Origin of the sequence: Rhodovarius crocodyli, from assembly GCF_004005855.1 — a bacterium.
GTDB lineage: Bacteria > Pseudomonadota > Alphaproteobacteria > Acetobacterales > Acetobacteraceae > Rhodovarius > Rhodovarius crocodyli.
Genome location: NZ_SACL01000011.1, coordinates 49,757 through 65,947 on the forward strand (window position 1 = coordinate 49,757; position 16,191 = coordinate 65,947).

Here is a 16,191-nt window from a genome sequence, read left to right on the forward strand (position 1 = left end):
AGGGGATCAGGCCTTGTTGACGGCGGCCAGAAGGTCGTCGGGGATGGGCAGGCGGTCGTTCAGGCGCGCCTCGATGCGCGCCACATCGTTCCAGCCGATGCGGCCTTCCTTGGCGGCACTCAGGGACTTCGCCATGAGGTCGCCTCCGGTCGGCATCTGCTGGGCCGGATCCTGCTTCGCGGGGGCCTGCAGCGTGCTCTGGCGCCCGCCGGGCTGCTCGCGCAGCGAGTTGATCATCTCGCCATGCTTGCCGCTGGCGTCGGTCAGCGCCTTCAGGATGGGGGCGAGATCGGCAGTCGCGCCGGCGAAGCCGTCGAAGCGCGCGGTCAGCGCCTTCAGCGCTGCGTCCTGAGCCGTGATGAGGGTGTGCATGGCCTTCATCATCTCAGTGCCGTCATAGGCATCGGTCTCGGTGCCGTCTTCCAGCTTCACCCGAAAGGACTTCACGAACTCGTCGCTCGGCGGGGCATCGCCACCCTTGCCAGCCGCGCCATCCTGGGTGGCTCCGCCGGCAGGGTCATTCTTGTCGGCGCCATCGGCGGCCTGCTCGATCTTCTTGTCGTCGCTGAGCTGGTCGATGCCCTGCGCCTTCAGAAGCACGTCGCCGAGCTCGGCTTTCAGCTTGTCATAGTCGGTCACGCGGTTACTCCTTCGCGTTGTTGGACGGGGAGGCGGTGCCGGGAAGGCTCGCCAGAAAGCGCTCGGTCCACTCGGCCGCCTCGTCGGGATCGAGGCCGAGCTGTTCGCCGTGCGAGCTGATGGCGCGGGCGTTCATGGCGAGACCGCCCTTGCGGATCTCGCGCGCCGCGCGGTTACGAAAATCGAAGTAGGAGGAGACGCCGCGATCGAGGCTCTGCTTGACCAGGGCCGCGCTACCGGAAAGGCTGGCTGCGTCGCTACCTGCGCCCGCCATGGTCAGCGCCTTGGTCAGATCCAGCCCGTCCACCCCCCAGCTCTTCGCGAGCACGCCGTAGGGCACCGTGCTGACGGTCGGCACCGACAGGTTCACGGGGGTCTTCGAGAGGCCGATGTTCACCCACCGCGTCCGCGTCACCACCGTGCGGCGGTTGCCTTGGGCGTCGATCTCGTTGGAGCGTTCCAGAACGGCGCCACCCACGCTCGGATACCAGCGCTGCGGCGGGTTGAGCCGAGTGAGGCTGTCCCAAACCAGGTTGGCGTTGATCGCGGTGGGGCCCGTGCCGGTGAAGAGCTCGCCCTTCACCATCACGCGGCTGCGCTCGGCCTTCACATCCACCGGCCGGCCAATCTCGTAGAGGGCGTAGTCGGCGGGCCCGCGGCGCGGCCCGGTGACGGTCACATGGTCCAGGTCCAGGTTGCCGTATCGCAGATAGTATTCAGCGCTGGCGGACAGGGCCCGGGCCAGGATCACCTCGCCCTGGTAGTCCACGCTCTCATTGCTGGCCTCGATATAAAGGTAGCGTCGGCCGCTCTCCTCGGCCGGGCGCGCCTTCAGCATCCCGCCAATCGACAGGAACTCGCAGGCCTCAGCGGCGGCAGCGTCGAACATGAACCCCCTCGAAAACGACAAAGCCGCCCGCCCCGCGCCGGGGGATCCGGGCGGGTGGGGCGGCTCATGGAAAAGCCCTTGACTGGCGCCTGGCGGGCGCCGCGATGCGATTAGCCTGCCGTCACGACGCGCGGGGGGCGAACACCAGAAGCCGTGGCGGCAGGGCCAGCGGCGTCTCGACGTGCTCCTTGTTCGCGCTCTCCCGGACCTCCTGGAAGCGTTCAGGTCCTAGGATCAGCGGGCCGGCGTAGGGCTGCATCTGCTCGGGCGGCGTCGGCCAGCCACCAGGTGGCGCGCGATAGCTGACGGTCACATGCGGGTGGTAGCTGTCGTGATCCCAGCTCGCCCCAGCCTGCCGGAAGCGGCGCCAGCGCTGTTCGAGCGCCGAGGAGTGGAAGCGCAGCACCACAGCCTTGCCCAACTCCATCACCTTGGTGCTGCGGTCGGGCGGGAGCTGCAACGCGAGCTGGTCGGTGGCGGGAGGCACCTTGTGCCAGTCCACCGCCTCCTTGGAGAAGGCGACGGTGACGTGCATGTCGTCTGCCGGCAGCGCAGTGCTGAAGCCGGCCACGCGCGCCCAGGCGCGTATCGCGGCGGCATTTAGCACCGGGCGGCAGACATACAGGCTGCGCATCAGGCTGCCGCGATGCCGCCGGCGATCGCGGCGCCGAAGACGCATTCAGCGCTCTCGACGGGGTATCGGTCGGTGATCTGCCAGCAGATGGCGTAGATCACGCCACAGGTGCCGCCGACCAGCAGCAGCCAGGTGCCGTCGCCCGTGCCAGTCAGCACGAACAGCAGCGCCGCCGGGCCCGTCCAGATGAAGCCCCGGAGCGTGTGCCAGGCGATATCACCCCAAAGGGTGCCGTGCTGCCGGCCCATGTCCAGGGATCCCCACCAGGGGGCGAGGGCGCCGACATAGAGGGCGAGCGCGAGCTGAGGCGCGAAGATCAGGGGGATGCCGGCGAGCGGCACAGCCGCGAAGGCAACGCTCGTGGCCCACATGATGCGGGCGGTGGTGGCGCCGCGGCCGGCCAGCCGCTCGAATGTCTGGGATCCGCGGAGGCGGAAGGTCGCGGCGCCGAGCGCGAGGAGGATCAGGATGAAAAGGAATTGCATGGGAAGCTCCGGGGTGGAGCCTCCCATGCTGTTGTCACGACGCCGTTAAACGGGGTCGGTCGCGCCCTTGGCGGCCCAGATACCCTGGTGGACGATCATGTTCGCGGCGCTCGCCCAGCGCGGATTGGTCGCACCATAGTCCCAGTTGTTCGCATGCATATTGACGAACGCCCAGTGGGCGTTGGGGCTGTTGTTCTCGAAGGCATACCAGGTGCCGCCCCAGCCCAGGCAGTTCATGCCCATGCGATCGCCGGAGAGGGTCTGGATGTCCACGCGATGGCCGCTGCCGCCGAAGCCGACCCAGCCGACCGGGCACATCTCGCCATGCAGGTGGTTGATGACGAAGTAGCAGCTCGAACCCTCGGCGAGGTGGATCGGGTAGCCCCAGGTGAAGCGAGCGCCGACTTCCTCGCCGACTTCACGGATCGGCTTCTCCGCCTGGTGCTTCATCTCGTGGATGTTCACCGTCGCGTTGGTCTGCGTGCAGTGGATGCCCAGCATGCTCAGGTCCGAGAAGAAGTGCTTGATCGTGAGATCGCGCACCGGGGCGGACCCACCGGCGGCCAGGACCACGCCGATCTGATAGCCGAAGGTGAACAGGCTCTCGATGACCAGGCCATCGGCGCGATACAGCACGATGCCGCGGCCGCTCTGCTGACGGTACTTCTTCGTGTCGTAGGTCGGCGTGCCCGGGCCGGGGCGCGTGGCATCCGCCTCGCTCTTGTCGTAGCCGTAGTTGAACGGCCAGAAGTGGATGCGACCCATGTGGATCACGTCCATCGCTTCCTCGACCTGGATGCCGGTCAGCATCGGATCGCCGAAGATGGCGTCCAGGTGCGAACGGCCGGCCTTGTAGAGGCGGATGCCCTGGGCCAGGCGATGCAGGCCCACGTTGAAGACGGTGATCATGCCGTTCAGCGGGCTGACCGTATCGGTGTCGATGGCGAATGCCATCATGCCGCTGGTCGGCACATTGCCCATGGACTCATCGCCGATCTGGCCGTCGATGATGAGATCGGTCACGCCGCCGCCGCGGGCATTCTCGGTGCTGAACAGGAACACCGGCTGCGCGCCGTTATAGAGGATGCGCGTGCCGCCCGGGGCGCCCACCCATTCCCGGCGGCCAGCGCCCTGGAACGTCACCGGCTTGGTCACGGTGATCGTGGTGTTCATGAAGTGCTCGCCGGCGGGCAGGATCACGCGGCCGCCGCTGGCGGGAAGGGCGGCGACAGCCAGCGCTACAGCGCCGGAGATATCGGTGTAATCGACGCCAGGGTGAGCAACGGTGACGGTGGGCAGCTTGATTGCGGTATCGGGCACGAAGGGCTCCATGGTTGGTGGAGCCCCTAAACTTTCGTCACGACGCGCTCGGGGGAGGAGGGGGGCGGCCGTAGAAGGCCTCATTTCGAGCTCGCCGCTCCGCCATGTCGTCCAGCATCCGGCGGTTCTTAGCGTCGTATTCGCGCCGGGCCTGCTCCTCGCTGGCGCGCAGCATTTCGGTCACGCGCTCGATCACCTTGCGGAGCTGGACGCGGGCGATGAAAGGAACCTCCCAACGCCGGTGATGCGGGTTCCACCGGGCGCCCTCGATCGCGTTGATGAGGCGGGCGGTCTCGGCGGTGTGGTGCAGGGTGATGAGGTGCATGCGGTCTTCGCGCCGGCGGCGCACCTTCACCTCGTCAGTAGACATGGGCTGGCCGCTGGCCAGATCGGCCTCCGCGCGGGCCAGGGTCTGGGACATGAGCTTACTCATGGGCGCTGCCTTCCGCCGGTGATGCTGCCCGCGCTCGTGGGGCGTTCCCTTTGAAGACCAGGAGGAGGCGCGCGCTGAGCGCCTTGGCCAGTTCCCCCTCGACCGGCACGTCGCCCTTGCACTTCGGGCAGATCATGGACACGCCCTCTGCCTTCAGCAGGATGCCCCGGCTACGGATCAGCGGCTCGCCGGTGGCGGAGATCTGGCCGAGGTTCGCAGCGCAATGCCGGCACTTCATGGCGAGGCCTCGTCGGCGCTGCCGAGGAGGGTGTTCGCGCGGTCGATCACATTGAGGAGGCGGGCGCGCTCGCTGGTCAGGGCCAGATAGGCGTCGCCGGCGCCGTCATGGAGGATGGCGCGCGGGCGAGCCTTGGCCAGATCTTCATCGACCACGGCCAGGCGCTTCATGGCCGCATCGCGGATCTTCCGTTCGGCTTCGTCGGTGCTGCTGTCCAGCGCGGCCAGGTGGCCCAGGCGCCGGCGTGCGGCGGCCATGTGCTGGTCAGGGGATGGGGCGCGTTCCATCCCTATGTTGTGCTGTCACGACGCGCCCTCGGCTCATCCGCCGGGGCGCGCCGGCCGGCGTGGGCTACCCGATCAACTTCTGCGGGATAAAGATGGTAGCCCCTTCATCGGAAGTGCTCACCTTAACGCCCTCGTTGAGGGCGCCGGGCTGGCTAACAATGTGAATCCAGTATTTCATCCACTCATTCGGGGGTGCATTTTCAGCGGGTTTTTGCATAACAAACTCCAGACCTCGGAATTGAGGTCAAAGTCGCCATAGAGATTATCCTGGCGGAGTTCCATTTTCTTTTGCCGGAAAGAGATCGGCCCCAGAAGGGTGCGTTCGGTCAGAAGAGCGCACCTTGCCCCACATCCGCCGGTTCGGCATGAGCCCGCCTGCCCTCCTCCGGTGGCCTGACGCCTTCACCCCGCACTGGATGCCGCGACGCCTCAGGAAGGTCAGGGTCTCGGCCAGCCCTGATCCGATGCAGCATCCCCGCCAGGCCCGTGTCGTCCAGCCCGTCCAGGGGCGAGGTAACGATGCTGCGGAGCTCGTATTTCCGTGCCAGGCGGTCACGGTTCCTCCGCTCGGCCGGGTGATTGGCCACCAGGTCCAGCAGCTCCACATCCTCGGTCTGGCCAACGCGGTCGATGCGGCCATTGCGCTGGGCGTGCACCATGGCGGTCTGTGGCGTGTCGAACTGCGCCAGCCATTTGCCCTTCTGCAGGTTGGCCCCCACCGCACCAGCATCCGAAACAACCAGCACGTCATGGTCGCCGCGCTGGAAGGCGCGCTTGATGCCGTCCTTCTCTTTGGAGGAATTGCCGCCGGTCATCGTGCTGACGCGCAGGCCCTGCCCTTTTAGCCGCTCGCTGAGATCCTGCACCCGGTCCAGGTGATGGCAGAACACAATGCCCGGCTTTCCCTTCCTGGCCGTCGCCTGCTGCACCAGGGCGTCCATCTTGCCCCGCCCGTCGATGGCGTGGCGAATGGCACTGTCACGCACCACGCCGATGGCGTTCTGCAGCCGCCGCGCCACCTCGCCGTGCTGATCGGCCGGAACGCCGGCAAAGCTGTTGGGGGAGAGCACCTTCATGGCGGCGATGTCGGTGCGGCCCTCCATCCGGGCGATCCGCGCGGCGCCGGCGGCGCGGTTCACTGCCTCGATCCGGGCGTGATCGTCGGCGTGCAGCTCCACCGGCACTTCCTTCTTGTGGGCGGCCACGCCGGAGGAGATGGAGCTGGTGTAGTAGTGGCGCGCCATCTCGCGGCGCAGCCCGTCCTTCGCGGATTCCGTGTCCACGCCATACCGCCGCATGAAGGCGTCCCGGTCGCTGTAGCGCTCGGGATCCATCTTCGCGAGGGTGTCGAACACCTCGCTGGCATCGTTCTTTACCGGGTCGGCGGTCATGTTCACATAGGTGCCCATGCCATGCGCCACGCCGTCGATGACGTGCGCCATGCCGCTGTCTTCCTTGCCACGGCGGTTCAGCAGGTTGTGGCCCTCATCCACGGCCAGATAGTCGTGGTCGATGCCCTCCTTGTGCAGCACCTCCTTGATGAAGCTGGCGCGCTCCATCGGTTTCATGCCGGCCAGCCGGGCCTTGATGGCATCGGGCGTGGTGCCGTGCTGCTGGGATGCCAAGTGCAGCACGTCATCCCGAAAGGCCTGGTGCGTGACCACGTTGAAGTGCTTGCTCGGATCCTTCAGAGCGGCGATCCGCTCCTCGCGCGACGCGCCCGGGTTGGCGTGCCAGTCGTATTTGCCGGGCTCCAGCATGGCCAGAGCTTCGCCGTGGAACTGCCCCTGCACCACGCTCGGCACCACCATAAGGCCACGCTTCGCCTTGCCCTGGTCGTGCAGGTGGGTGAAGGCGGCCAGGCTGATGCTCGTCTTCCCGCTGCCAACGCCCATGCCCAGCATAGTCCGGCGATTGCGGGCGATCAGCTTCACCGCGCGCTGTCGCGCCACGAACTTGCCGTCCATCGTCGGTGCGAAGATCCCGACCGGCTGGCCGGGCTTGAAGTTGCCGCCGATTCGGCGGGCCATGCCGGCCAGGGTTCGCTCGGCCGCGTGGCCGATGGTGTGGCGCTCGCCCGTCCCCATGGGGGCGGTATTCTCCGGCAGAGCATCGTCGGTGGTGGCCGCCGCGGGCTCGTCGCCGAACAGGCCCATCTGGCTTTGCGCCGCTGCCTCCTCCGCCTCTCGCGCGGCCGCCATCTTGTCGCTGACCGAGCCGGAGGCGTAGCGGCCGGCGGTGCGTTCCCGCAGCCGGTCCACCAGGCCGCGGTGCTCGGCCAGGCGGCGCTCGCGTGCATCGGGATCCAGCGCGTCCAGATGGTTCAGGTCGCCGGCGATGTTGGTCCGGCCCATGCGCAAGGGCGCGTCCGGGCGGAGCTGGTTGTGGATCTGGCCAAACTCGCCGACCACCCTGCCCTTCACCACGTCCTGCATGGCCAGATAGGCGGCCTGCGGGCTGCCCATGTGCTCGACATACCGAGGCCAGTTCATCTCGGCCGAGCTAGCAGCGGTGGCGGCCGCGTCGTGGTCGCGCTTCCAGTCGCCCCACAGCGGGTTCTCCTGGCGCCCGAACATGCCATCCGTCTCACGCTCCGGCTCCTCGGCCTTCAGCTTTTCCAGCGCCGTCCGCTTGTCCGCGGCCTGCGGATCGCTCGCGCCGAAGTCGCGGACGAACAGGGCGCGCAGCCCCGCCTGGTCCTGCGGTGTCAGCTCGCCCACCGGCTTGAAGGCGGCCGCGCCCTCCGGGATCTTCGCGAGGGCGCGGTGAAGCGCCTCCACGCTGGTGCTGTCCTCGGCGAGGGGCTGCTTGGCGATGGTGGTGCGCCGCCCGCCATGGTTGCGATCGGTGAAAGCATCGGCCAGCCGGTCGAAGGCGCCGGCGTGGGCCTCCGCGCGGATCATCTTGCCGTCCGCCCCGTAGAGCGGCGCCACTTCGTTGACGGCGGCCATGAAGGCGCTGCGGTCGCCGGCGCGCTGGATCAGATCCTCGGACAGCAGCCCGGCCATGATATCCGCCGGGCTGTCGCCGTCCGCCGCGCGGCCGCCGATGTAGTCTCGGACGGCCTGGCCCACATCCGCCGGTGCGGTAGGGAAGGCCTTGGCCAGTCGCGGCGCGGCGCCGGCCGGCAGGTCGCTGCCGAAATCCGGGCGACGCGCCACGCCGGCAGGCAGCCAGCCGGCCTCGTCTTCATGGCCCTGCATGATGGACAGGGCGCCGTTCACCCGGTCCAGGTCAGCGGGGTCGATGGGTGCGGTCAGCTTGCCGATGGCGTCGCCGTGGATCACCAGCAGCGTGCTGCGGCCCGCGCGCTCCATGGTGTAGTCGCCCTTCTGCAGGCCAATCGCCCGCAAGCGAGTGATGGCGTCCGCCACCGGCAGATTGCCGAGGGAGACACTGATGCGGTCGCGCTTCGGCTTCTCCAGCGCCGTCACCAGCGCGGCGTTCGTCTCCATCTCCCCCAGGGCCTGGGCCAGGATGGCCTTGCTGCGGCCGACCAGCTCGCGCCGGCGGGCGTTCAGCTCCTGCGCCACCGCCAAGTCATGGCCGGTGGCGGCCTCGCCAAGCTGGATCTCGCTGGCCTGTTCCTGAAGCTCCCGGGCCTCAGTCAGCGCATCGGTGCTGGTGGCCATGTAGTGCTGGACGTGGAAGCGGCTCATCGCCTCCCGGACATGGCCCAGCTCGTCGCTGGTCAGATCTCCGGCCAGCCGGTGAGCCAGCGCCTGGGCTGCGGCCTCGGGCCCCAGCACGTCCACCACGCTGCGATCCATCAGCGGCGCGCCGCCGGCGGCCAGCGCCAGGCTGTTCAGGGAGTTGAACGCCCCCACGCTGACGTGCTTCGTCATGCCGGTGGCGCCAGCTTTCTCGGCCTCGTCCAGGAATCCGCGGGTGCGGATGGTGCGGAGCTCGTCTTCCACCCCGCGCATCACCGCTTCATCCACGGCCTTGCCGTCCACCTCTATGACGAAGGCGTTGGGCTCGATAGCGCCGGCGTCCGCCGCCTTGTCGATGTCGCGCGTGCGCTCTCGCACCTGCTTCAGCTTCTCGCGCATCTCGCGCTCAGCGCGCAGCAGTGCCATGGCTTGCTTCGCGGTGGCCCGGCCCTTGGGGTCGATGCTCGGCCCGATCGGCTCTCGCACCCGATTCAGCGCCTTCGCGGTGCCTTCGGCTATTGCCGGCGCACCACGCTCTTCCTGCTGCGCGGGGGTGGTGCTGGAAGTGGCGTCACCGGCGCCATCATCAGCCTGCGAGGCCGGCTTTTCCTCAGTTTCTGGCTTTGTAGGGGTGGTGCTGTCCACTCGCTGCGGCGGTGGCGGCGCCGTATCGAGGGCAGGTTGTTCCTGCTCCTCTGCGACCTTAGCCGACCGGCCTTTGACCTCTGAGGCCTCGGCCTTGATCTGCGCGGCGTCTCCGCCGCCCGCCGCCGCACGCTCGGCGTATTTCGGCTGGAAGCCCAGCCCTTTGCCGCCGTCGCTCTCAACCGGATCCAGATCCGCCACGCTGATCTGTGCAGGGTCGGCTGGCGCGGACAGCGGCACGGCGGACATGCCGCCCTCGGCACGCATATCGGCATCGGCCAGCAGCCGCTGGCGCTGCGTGTTCACCGCATCCTTCGCCGCGGCGAACAGCTCCTGGAAATGCGCGTCTTGCAGCTTCGCTACCTCAGACGGGGCCTTGTCCTGGTGCTCCTCCTCCTTGAACCGCACATCTTCGGGCTTCCAGTCCAGCACCTTGGCCACCTGGCGCACGAAATCATCCTGCGCGGCGCGCCCGGCCAGGCGGAGGTTGTCCTTCGCCTGCTTCTTCATGCCGGCGGTGCCGGCCTCCCGATCGCGCGCGGCCTGCTGCCGCTTCTCGTCACGCCGCGCGGCTGCCCCCTCCTTCGCGCGCTGGGCATACTCGGCCTCGCTGCGCACCCCGGTCAGCTTCAGGTAGTTGAGCTTGCCTCCGGCGCCGCCGATCACGCGATAGGCGCCATCGCCGGCGGGCTGGATCATCACCGCGTGCCCCTCAGTGCCCGGGCCGTTAGGGCGCACGGTGATCCAGCGCGCGCCGGTGGGCAGCGCCTTCGTCATCCGGCCTTCCAAGAGATCCTTGAAGATCGTTCGGAGCGTGGCTATGTCTACCGGACGCCGGGCGAGATGCACCGGGGTAGAACCGGTGGGTTGAGCGCGGCCATGTTCTCCACCGATTTCGTCCGGCGATTCCAGCAACCCAACTAAATCGTGGTGGTAGTGCAAGTGCCCGGCGCCGTCCTGGCGGACGCGCAGTAGCGCTGCATAGTCGCGGGTGCCAATGGATAGAGGCGCCGCCAGGGTGTGCCACAGGTTCTTGCTGGTTTCGTCGTAGCGGTCGCCTTCGGTCGAGAGGTGAACCGCGTGGCGCAATAGATCTGGCAGGCCCGCAACTGATGCCGCTATCTCGGTATAAGTGTGCCCCTTAAGCGCGTGTCGCAGGCCGTTACCCGAAATCCCTATGCGGGCGCCAAGATGCGCGTTGTGCACCGAGAGCATGGTTGGGCCGTGTGGGCCGTGGCCGGTGACGAAGTGGCGACGTGCGTATTCCAGCGCGTTGGTTCGCAGCTCTTTCGGCGTATCCCCCGAGATTTCATCGCCACGAAGGGAAGTCCAGTGGGCAAAGCGCCCGCGCGCATCGTGCTGGGGATTGCTCTTCAGGAACAGGATAGGGCACATAACCGCACTGTGCGGTCACGACGCGGGCCAGGCGCTGGCCCGCGCAGGTGTGGTTAGCTGCCAATCTCGCTGAAACGCAAGTTGCGCCAGACCTGGCCACCGTCGCGCCAGGTCAGCGCTTCGATGCTCGGCGGGTTCGGGCGTGGCACGACGTGCGCCACCTCCTCCCGCTCTAAGAACCACCCATTGTCGAATAGAATGGACTGGATCGCGCCCTCCAACAGACGGGAGTGGGTCGCTACCATCATGAACTTAACCCGCTCGCTGACAAATCCGACAGAGCGGTTGAGCACGTTGAATTCGGCACCCTGGATATCGATGTGAACAAAGTCTATTAGCGACTTGTCCTTCAATAAGGTCTCAAGCGTCACCGCGGGAACTCGAACGTGCGCTGTATCGGCACCGCGGTAATCCACAGAGGCGCTTTTGTCAGTGTCGATCGCCTGGCCGCCTGAGTCGGCGATGCCGGTGGTAGGGAATAGAGCATCGCCGTCCTCATCCCAGATCACTGCATGCCTCAGATCCCAACTGAGCCCATCGTAACTTCCGACCATCTCTGCATCATGAGGTAGCAGCCGATTGTAAGCGAGGTGATTACGCATGCTTGCGGCGCGTTCCGCATCACCTTCAACCCCGGTGATCGATACCGGACCAAGGCCCTTACGCCGAGCAAGAATCGCTGAGAGACCTAGCCACGGAGCGAAACCCGCACCTAGCTCAACCGCCGTAAAGCCGCCGTGTGCGTGCTTCAGGGCAAGCGCCAGCCCGACATATTCCACTGCTTCCGCCAGCCAAGAATCGCTTGGAAACGGCGGCTTGGTGATGACTTCACCTAGTCGTCCGGCCACACTCGGCTCATTGCTCGGATGGATGCGCATGCCGAAATAGTCGGTCAATGCCCTGGCGTCAGCTTCGACTTTCGACGGCGCCAGGCTAACCACCAAGTCGATGTCGCTTGGCAGGAACCCACGAAAGTAATGCCAGAAATCTGGCGTATAATTATAGTGCTGCACCATTCGTTCCTTTGGCGCTCTTGGGGAAGGCTTTGCCGCGTTCAGCTTGCCGTCGAATTGATGGGGTGAAAAGAGCAGCCGGGTATTTCGGCTAATTGCTCGGGATAGATGCCCATTAGATGGACAGCTATCAGCTTATGGAGCCGCCAGCGCTCAGCATTTGGTAGCAGCACCAAATTCGTCGCCCCCACGGGACCAACCATTCCAAACTGAGCGAGGGGCACCGTGATGCACGCGGCGCCGTTGGCGAGGAGACTACCACTCAGATCTCCCCAGGACTGCGGGAACGTGCAGAAACCAAGCTCTTCACCATGCAAGGAGAGGAGCATGAACGGCCCGGCAGATCGTCCATCATCACTCGGAATCGGGAGCATTCCATCACCCATTGCGATGCAGCAACTTAACGCCACAACTGGCGCGCGCCCATCCTTCATATCCAGGGATCTCATGAGGCTCATGTTTGTGCTCCTCAGCAGCTTAGATTTTCGGAATGAGCGGCACCGCCGGCGCGCAGCTAGGCCAGCGCCAAGCCCTGAAAGCGAATGACGGGAAGGTGCCTGCGGAGACGGGCATGGCGAGGGTCCAACCGAGGTCGTTGCCTTCGGCATCAAGGCCCGCGTGCACGACTGGAACCTGACGATCTGACCAAAGCGCCAGGTCGGTGCGGCGTGGGTCGGCGACAAGGCCGCCTTGGAAAGCCACCCAGACCGTGCGCCCGTCTCGCGGGGCCTTCGCCATGTCGGTGTTCCAGATCGGTCGGCGGCAGCGGACGGGTACGGCCTCCTCAACCTCATCCCCCCAATCATCATCAGGGTCTTCGTCGTCTTCGCGATCGCCCTCGCCGTGCTCCGGCATGGCGCGCTGCGCCTCGAATACTGCCACGCGGTGGTCGCGCAAGGCGTCAACATGCCTGGCGAAGGTGCGGGGCAAGGTAGGCGTCATGTCCGCCAGCAAGGCCAACTCATGGACGCCCGCGCACAGCTCCTCGATCGCGCTGCCAGAGATACGGCGCAGGCGCTCCATCATGGACACGATAGCGGGTGGCAGGCCTGGGCATTGATCGGCATGCAGGGCTGCCTCGAAAACGGCGTTCAGCATCTCCTTCTCGGCCTGGAGCAGTTGCTCGGTCTCGAAGCTCTCGCGCAGAGGGCGAGGCGCGAAGGAAATGGGGCGCGCGGTGCTCATGCCACCACCTCGAAGGCGATGCGCTTCTCGGGACCGCAGTGCTTCACCCGCGCATAGGCGTCCTCGAAGGGAAGCAGCCACGCTTCGACGCGCCGGTTATCGGTGTATCCGTGGCCACCGTCCCGCCAGTAGGCGCGATGCTCGCCAGACCAGATACGCACCAAGCGGCCAGCCAGCTTTACCCGGGTTCGCTCGCCGCCGGCGCGCTCGATGCTGGCCAGATTGCGGCGCCAGGCCTGCGGCCGCTTTATGCCGGCAAAGGCCAGCCAATCACCCAGGGACTCGATCCAGACATCACCGTTCCAGATTACTCGGGCGATGATGACGATCCGCTCGGTGGGCCCATAGGGCAGCAGCTCGCGAATGAAGCGCGGCAAATAGGCCTGGCTGAAAGGGCCCTTCTTCACCGGGCTCATACCGGGGTCTTTGATGATGACCACCGTGTGGATCACGCCGCTGTCGTCCCGAGGGCGCGGCAGGCCGGCCAGGCGCCCGACTTCCTCGCGCAGGCGGCGGTTCTCTGCAAGCAGATCCTCCATGGTGCGCGGGTCACTCATGGCTGGCCGTCCCGGCCACAGTCGGGATGGCGATGTGCTCCACCCCGTCCAGCAGCCTGCCGGCGCGCTTCTTCCCGATGGGGTGAACCGCCGCGGCGGTGGGGGAATAGGCGCCCTGGCCGCCGTCCAGCCGGATCCAATCGCGGCGCCATAGGTTGATCTGGCCAATCTCCCCGCCGGTCGGTTGGCCCTCCGGAAGCCAGTCACCCCATTGCTTGAACATGAAGGGCACACCGGCCTGGCTGCACTGGTCCCGGACCTCGCGCGCCCAGGCGGGGTGCATTGGCCGGGCGCCAGGGCCGCTCTCACCGCCGACAATGAGCCAATCCGGCGCCCCTTTGTCCTGAAAGCGAAGGTCTCCGAGTGGGCCAAGGGCCGGCTCGTAGCTCAGGAACCTCAGCGGGGCCGGCACTACGCTAAGGTGCCGCCAACGCTTCAGATAGTACTCCTCATCTTCCGCCGTGGTGCCGAGCCAGACGTTCGGCCAACCGGCCTCGCCCCACTCCGGAGGCAGCATTTTTCTGACATTCTGCGGTCGCTTGGTCAGCAGAAACCACGTCAGCGCTGGGGTTTCACGGATGAGCCGCCACAGGTCCGCGCGCCAGGCCGGGTCCGCCTGGTTGTCGAACACATCAGCAAGGGAAGCGCAGAACACGCGACGTGGCGCGCCAGCAGCGGCCGCCTCGCGGTTCCAGCGGCGCGGGAGGTTCCAGTTCTGCACGCTGGTGCGGCGCAACGTGCCGCTCCACAAGCCGGCCTCGCCGGCTCGCTTCGCCCAGCCCTCTGCATAGCAGTTGTCGCAGGCGGGCGAGATCTTCGTGCATCCTACCCACGGGTTGAAGGTGCTGTCCGCCCATTCGATGCCAGTCGCTTCAGCCATGGGCGGCCTCGCACTCGAAGACATAGGCGCCACGAGCCATGCGGATCCGGCCACCGGCATCGGCGCCCAGCACCCGCACCATCTCGGTGCAAGCGGCCATGGTGCGGTATTCAGCGTGGCTGCCCAGCAGCTCGGGCCGGCCGCTGCCGGCGGCGATGAAGTAGACGAGAAGCCAGACCGTCATGCCAGCGTCCCTTCGATCTCCTGAAGGGTGCGGCGGAGCGTCTTGGCCTTGGCGCGAGCCCAGGAATGGCGCCGCGATTCCGCGCCGGTGACGCGACCGAGGGCGTCGGCGATCCGCCGGCGAACGATCTCGGCGCAGCGCTGGCGCTCGACGCGCGCACCGATCGCCATCAGCTCATCGTCGCGTGAAAGGGCGGCGCTCATGCCGTCACCTCGCCGGGCTCGAAGACGGGCGGCTCGTTGGCGGCCGGCAGGCTGCCCGGATAGGCCGCAGAATAGAGCTCGGCCAGGAAGGCGTTGAAGGTAATCTGGTCGCCGGCCCGCATGCCCTCTTCCGCCGGAGGGAGCGGGAGCCACGGGCGCGGGCATGCCACCATCAGGTCGCGCTTTTCGGTGGCCAAGGCGATCAGATCGGCCTGGTGGATCAGGCGCCGCCATTCGTCGGGCAGCTCCACCGGCAGCTTGACCCGGCGGTGGATGGCGGCCTGCACGCGCGCCTTCAGCGGACGGACGATCTCCCGCATGCCCGGCAGCGCCATGATGGGGGAAATGATGTCACCGATGTAGGCCTCGTGCGCGTCATGCAGGATGGCGGCCAAGGTGATCTTGTTCAGGTTGGCGATGCCGTAGCCGCTGCGGCGCGCCAGGCTGACGGTGATGTCGCGAACCATGATGGAGTGGCTGGCGATGCTGCAGGGCAGGACGGTGTGGCCCAGAAAGCGGCGCTGATGCGACAGGGACCAGGCGATGTCGTGAAAATCCACCATCGCAGGGGTGGGCGCCAGCAGGTCGAAAGCAATGCCGGATATCGTCTGGCTCCACGGGGCGACGCCCTCGCTGCTATCCGGATTGTGGTCGGGTTCTAAGGCGTTCATCAGCTTCCTCGCTGAGTGACCAACGAAGGATTATCCTTCATTCATGGGGTCATTTCCTCGATATCCTCCAAAATCGTGGTTTGCAAGTGACTTCATATCCTCTATCCATCCTCCATGAGGGAAATGGAGGTTCCGGTGGCTTCAGCCGCTTCAGCGCCGCTCTCGGCACTGACACACGCCTTCGTCGCCGCTTCTGCGGTGGATGAGGTTTTCACTTGCCGCCAGGTGGCGCTCTTGGGCCTGCTGGTGGAGACCGGTGGCCACTCGGTCGCGCACTATGCCGATGCGATGTCCGTCTCGAAGGCGGTGGTCACGCGGGCCAGCTACAAGCTGGTGGCCCTGGGCCTTGGCAACTGCAGCAAGGCGAACAGCGATCGGCGCCTGGTGGTGCTGACCGCCACCGGCGAAGGGCGCGCAATGTGGAAGCGCCTTGGTGGGCTTCTGCACCAGGCGGGCGGCCTCGCCATGGCCAGCGAGATGCTGGCCTTCGCCCGCAGCGGCGCGGGCTTCGCCTACCCGGCCGGCGCGCTTCAGAAGCTGGCACGGCTGGTGGAAACGAAGGGGGCGAGCTGGGAATGAGCGTCGCCGAGCAGAGAGATGCGGGCTGGGCCTATACCGGGGGGTGGGCTTACATCGCCCGCACCACGGTCGCGACAGCTAAGCACCCCGCGGGACGGGTGGTCGCGGCGACGGTGGATTCCGCCGAGCGTCAGTCCTCCAATGCCAAGGACGTGGCGAAGTGGATCAGGGCCGGCCTGACTGTCGAGCGTGTTCCTGTGCCTTGGGTGCGCGAGCACTTCTTCACAACCACCCCTTACATTCCCGGCAAGGTGCCTTGCTTAGCGCCCCCGGAGCCATTTGCGAGCGGGGAGAGCTGACG

The 16,191-nt window shown here is 66.7% G+C and carries 19 protein-coding genes and 1 pseudogene; 2 read left to right on the forward strand and 18 right to left on the reverse strand.

The annotated features are described in order from the left end of the window. Positions 1-6 precede the first annotated feature (6 nt). The 18 genes and pseudogenes from EOD42_RS22495 to EOD42_RS22575 form a co-directional block, all read right to left on the reverse strand. Positions 7-639: a hypothetical protein gene (locus tag EOD42_RS22495; protein WP_127789844.1), complete on the reverse strand. Its 633-nt coding sequence runs from the start codon at positions 637-639 to the stop codon at positions 7-9. A gap of 4 nt (positions 640-643) precedes the next feature. Then, complete coding sequence (locus EOD42_RS22500) at positions 644-1,528, reverse strand: hypothetical protein (RefSeq protein WP_127789845.1); 885 nt, start codon at positions 1,526-1,528, stop codon at positions 644-646. A gap of 121 nt (positions 1,529-1,649) precedes the next feature. After that, the gene (locus EOD42_RS22505) at positions 1,650-2,207 is read right to left on the reverse strand and encodes a hypothetical protein (protein ID WP_127789846.1); all 558 of its coding nucleotides are present in this window, start codon (positions 2,205-2,207) and stop codon (positions 1,650-1,652) included. Further along, positions 2,162-2,647 (reverse strand): hypothetical protein, encoded by a 486-nt coding sequence (locus EOD42_RS22510; RefSeq protein WP_127789847.1) that lies wholly within the window; start codon positions 2,645-2,647, stop codon positions 2,162-2,164. The genes EOD42_RS22505 and EOD42_RS22510 overlap by 46 nt, the downstream gene beginning before the upstream one ends. Before the next feature lie 45 nt (positions 2,648-2,692). Further along, positions 2,693-3,967: a hypothetical protein gene (locus tag EOD42_RS22515; RefSeq protein WP_127789848.1), complete on the reverse strand. Its 1,275-nt coding sequence runs from the start codon at positions 3,965-3,967 to the stop codon at positions 2,693-2,695. 37 nt (positions 3,968-4,004) lie between these two features. After that, positions 4,005-4,400 carry a hypothetical protein gene (locus EOD42_RS22520; protein ID WP_127789849.1) on the reverse strand — a complete coding sequence of 132 codons (396 nt, stop codon included), beginning with the start codon at positions 4,398-4,400 and terminating at the stop codon, positions 4,005-4,007. Next, entirely contained in the window at positions 4,393-4,638 is a 246-nt protein-coding gene (locus EOD42_RS22525) for a hypothetical protein (RefSeq protein WP_127789850.1), read from the reverse strand. Before EOD42_RS22525 ends, EOD42_RS22520 begins: the two co-directional genes overlap by 8 nt. Then, complete coding sequence (locus EOD42_RS22530; RefSeq protein ID WP_127789851.1) at positions 4,635-4,925, reverse strand: hypothetical protein; 291 nt, start codon at positions 4,923-4,925, stop codon at positions 4,635-4,637. Before EOD42_RS22530 ends, EOD42_RS22525 begins: the two co-directional genes overlap by 4 nt. Positions 4,926-5,251: 326 nt before the next feature. Then, positions 5,252-10,000, reverse strand: coding sequence for a helicase-related protein (locus tag EOD42_RS22535; RefSeq protein ID WP_240655256.1), 4,749 nt, complete (start codon positions 9,998-10,000; stop codon positions 5,252-5,254). 168 nt (positions 10,001-10,168) lie between these two features. Next, positions 10,169-10,618 (reverse strand): annotated as a pseudogene (locus EOD42_RS26690) (LPD3 domain-containing protein); the annotation flags it as partial. Between the two features lie 53 nt (positions 10,619-10,671). Continuing rightward, on the reverse strand, positions 10,672-11,634 hold the full coding sequence (locus EOD42_RS22540; protein ID WP_127789853.1) for an FkbM family methyltransferase: 963 nt from the start codon (positions 11,632-11,634) through the stop codon (positions 10,672-10,674). A 38-nt stretch (positions 11,635-11,672) separates the two neighbouring features. After that, on the reverse strand, positions 11,673-12,089 hold the full coding sequence (locus EOD42_RS22545) for a hypothetical protein (protein WP_127789854.1): 417 nt from the start codon (positions 12,087-12,089) through the stop codon (positions 11,673-11,675). Between the two features lie 19 nt (positions 12,090-12,108). Beyond that, a complete protein-coding gene (locus EOD42_RS22550) occupies positions 12,109-12,816 on the reverse strand; it encodes a hypothetical protein (protein WP_127789855.1) in 708 nt (235 codons plus the stop codon). After that, positions 12,813-13,373 (reverse strand): hypothetical protein, encoded by a 561-nt coding sequence (locus tag EOD42_RS22555; protein ID WP_127789856.1) that lies wholly within the window; start codon positions 13,371-13,373, stop codon positions 12,813-12,815. The genes EOD42_RS22550 and EOD42_RS22555 overlap by 4 nt, the downstream gene beginning before the upstream one ends. Then, on the reverse strand, positions 13,366-14,253 hold the full coding sequence (locus tag EOD42_RS22560; RefSeq protein WP_127789857.1) for a phage Gp37/Gp68 family protein: 888 nt from the start codon (positions 14,251-14,253) through the stop codon (positions 13,366-13,368). The genes EOD42_RS22555 and EOD42_RS22560 overlap by 8 nt, the downstream gene beginning before the upstream one ends. Next, the gene (locus tag EOD42_RS22565) at positions 14,246-14,437 is read right to left on the reverse strand and encodes a hypothetical protein (RefSeq protein ID WP_127789858.1); all 192 of its coding nucleotides are present in this window, start codon (positions 14,435-14,437) and stop codon (positions 14,246-14,248) included. The genes EOD42_RS22560 and EOD42_RS22565 overlap by 8 nt, the downstream gene beginning before the upstream one ends. Next, positions 14,434-14,640: a hypothetical protein gene (locus EOD42_RS22570; RefSeq protein WP_127789859.1), complete on the reverse strand. Its 207-nt coding sequence runs from the start codon at positions 14,638-14,640 to the stop codon at positions 14,434-14,436. The genes EOD42_RS22565 and EOD42_RS22570 overlap by 4 nt, the downstream gene beginning before the upstream one ends. Beyond that, positions 14,637-15,311: a YfbR-like 5'-deoxynucleotidase gene (locus EOD42_RS22575; protein ID WP_127789860.1), complete on the reverse strand. Its 675-nt coding sequence runs from the start codon at positions 15,309-15,311 to the stop codon at positions 14,637-14,639. Before EOD42_RS22575 ends, EOD42_RS22570 begins: the two co-directional genes overlap by 4 nt. 135 nt (positions 15,312-15,446) lie before the next feature. On the opposite strand from EOD42_RS22575, the gene EOD42_RS22580 reads away from it, so the two are divergent. Both EOD42_RS22580 and EOD42_RS22585 read left to right on the forward strand, forming a co-directional pair. Further along, the gene (locus EOD42_RS22580) at positions 15,447-15,890 is read left to right on the forward strand and encodes a helix-turn-helix domain-containing protein (protein WP_127789861.1); all 444 of its coding nucleotides are present in this window, start codon (positions 15,447-15,449) and stop codon (positions 15,888-15,890) included. Beyond that, positions 15,887-16,189: a hypothetical protein gene (locus EOD42_RS22585; RefSeq protein ID WP_127789862.1), complete on the forward strand. Its 303-nt coding sequence runs from the start codon at positions 15,887-15,889 to the stop codon at positions 16,187-16,189. The genes EOD42_RS22580 and EOD42_RS22585 overlap by 4 nt, the downstream gene beginning before the upstream one ends. The last annotated feature ends 2 nt before the right edge of the window (positions 16,190-16,191 follow it).